This window comes from Peijinzhouia sedimentorum, from assembly GCF_049340005.1.
GTDB lineage: Bacteria > Bacteroidota > Bacteroidia > Cytophagales > Cyclobacteriaceae > CAXBDP01.
Genome location: NZ_JBMPIY010000023.1, coordinates 1 through 2,132 on the forward strand (window position 1 = coordinate 1; position 2,132 = coordinate 2,132).

Sequence of the window (2,132 nt, forward strand, 5' to 3'; positions counted from 1 at the left end):
CCGCACACAAGGGACTTTCACCCTCTGGAATAATTTGGTATCTTCGATACCTGATGCCCATGCTGGGCACACACATTTTGTATAAGTAATGGCAGGCAAAGTGCTAAATATCAAGGTTTGTAGCCCGCTCAAACTGCGTAGCGGTTTGACAGGAAAGTACCACGCAATCTGCCACTACTCATACAATTTACCGTTGTGCATAATTATGAGAAACATTCAAATTTTAATATTATTTCTATTTTCAATCGGAATTTCAGCACAAAATATACCTGAAATTAATTCTGATTTAAAACTATCTGATTCGTTAACTAATATTACAGAAGTCCGAATTTATAAAATCGCAGATACAACAAATTATTCTTCACTTTATAGAATGTTCAAAGATGAATCTAAGAAATGGAATATTGAATTTTACAAACATTACGCAAAAATCAAAGGAAAATCGAAATTGCGAACTGAAAAACTAATCTTGACTGCAAAAAATAATATGGATTCTATTTATCGAAGTCTTGTCCGCAGTTATATTTTAGAATTACCAAATCAAAGCGATATTGAATGGAAAATGATACGAAGAGGGACAATAGAAAAGATTGATAGATTTCGCAATGGAAAAGAGGTAATTACTTACGAATTATTTAATAGGTCAATTCACTACACAGAAGGAGTAAATTATAAAATTCAAGCAAAAGATTGGAATGGGAAAAATGAGTTTGAATATTCAAATCCCGACAAATATTTAAACTATTATCCTGATATTGACGAACTGAATTATATATGTGAAATCTTAAATACTATTCGAAATGAATTTGGTATATGGAAAAAATAACTATGCACAACACTGGCTATAGTTCACTGCTGGTGAATTTCCTTGCCGGAAATTCCAAGCATTTCATTAACTTTGGGAAATACTCGGAATAATTCTGCCGAATTATTCCGCAGCGAAACCATAGCCAAAACCGTTAACAGAAATATTAAACTTAAGTATATTAATTTCAAAATCAAATTTTATGAAAGCATTAGTTTATCATGGCGATCACAATATCGCTTTAGAAGAAAAAGCAAAACCTTCTATTATTAAGCCATCCGATGTAATTGTACGAGTTACGAAGACCACCATTTGTGGTACGGACCTCGGAATTTATAAGGGTAAAAACCTTTATATGCAAGACGGAATTACTCTTGGACACGAAGGTGTCGGAATTATAGAGGAAGTAGGAAGCAGCGTAAGTCAATTCAAAGTGGGAGATAAAGTTATCATTTCCTGTATATCTTCTTGTGGATCATGCGAATACTGTAAAAAACAACTCTACTCGCATTGTAAAGATGGCGGATGGATTTTAGGACACATGATAGATGGTGTACAGGCTGAATATGTAAGAATTCCACATGCAGACAATAGCCTTTACAAAATACCTGATACTATCAATGATGAAGTAGCGGTAATGATAAGCGACATTTTACCAACAGGACACGAAATAGGCGTTCAGTACGGAAATGTAAAACCAGGTGACGCTATCGCAATTGTTGGTGCAGGACCTGTGGGAATGTCTGCTCTTTTAACAGCTCAGTTTTATTCTCCTGCGATCATTATTATGATTGATTTGGATGATAATAGATTAGAAATGGCTAAGGAATTAGGAGCTACCCATGTTATTAATTCGGATAGTCAAAACGTTTTAGAAGAACTGAAGAAAATTGTAGGAGAAGATGGTGTTGATGTGGCTATTGAAGCGGTAGGTATTCCACCCACTTGGAATATATGCCAAAAAATAGTAAAACCAGGAGGAAACATTGCTAATGTGGGAGTCCATGGAGCAAAAGTAGATTTTGAAATTCAAGAACTTTGGATAAAAAACCTTACGATAACCACTGGGCTTGTCAATACAAACACCACCCCAATGCTTATCAAAGCAGTTGCAACCAATAAGTTACCTGTAAAAAAATTGATTACGCATCATTATAAACTTTTCGAAATTGAAAAGGCTTATGATGTGTTTTTGAATGCTTCTAGAGAAAAAGCAATGAAGATAATTATAGATGTAGAATAATACTTCTGCTAATCGAGTAGCCCGACCTGAGCCAAATGGCTCAGGTTGAGGCTCTCACACCACCGTACGTACGGGTCTCGTATA

Annotated in this window: 2 protein-coding genes; both read left to right on the forward strand. The window is 35.1% G+C overall.

Features of this window, described 5'->3' with window-relative positions:
• The first annotated feature begins 205 nt into the window (after positions 1–205).
• Entirely contained in the window at positions 206–826 is a 621-nt protein-coding gene (locus ACOXY8_RS17160) for a hypothetical protein (RefSeq protein WP_458332844.1), read from the forward strand.
• A 181-nt stretch (positions 827–1,007) separates the two neighbouring features.
• Positions 1,008–2,048 (forward strand): zinc-dependent alcohol dehydrogenase family protein, encoded by a 1,041-nt coding sequence (locus ACOXY8_RS17165; RefSeq protein WP_168817791.1) that lies wholly within the window; start codon positions 1,008–1,010, stop codon positions 2,046–2,048.
• Positions 2,049–2,132 lie beyond the last annotated feature (84 nt).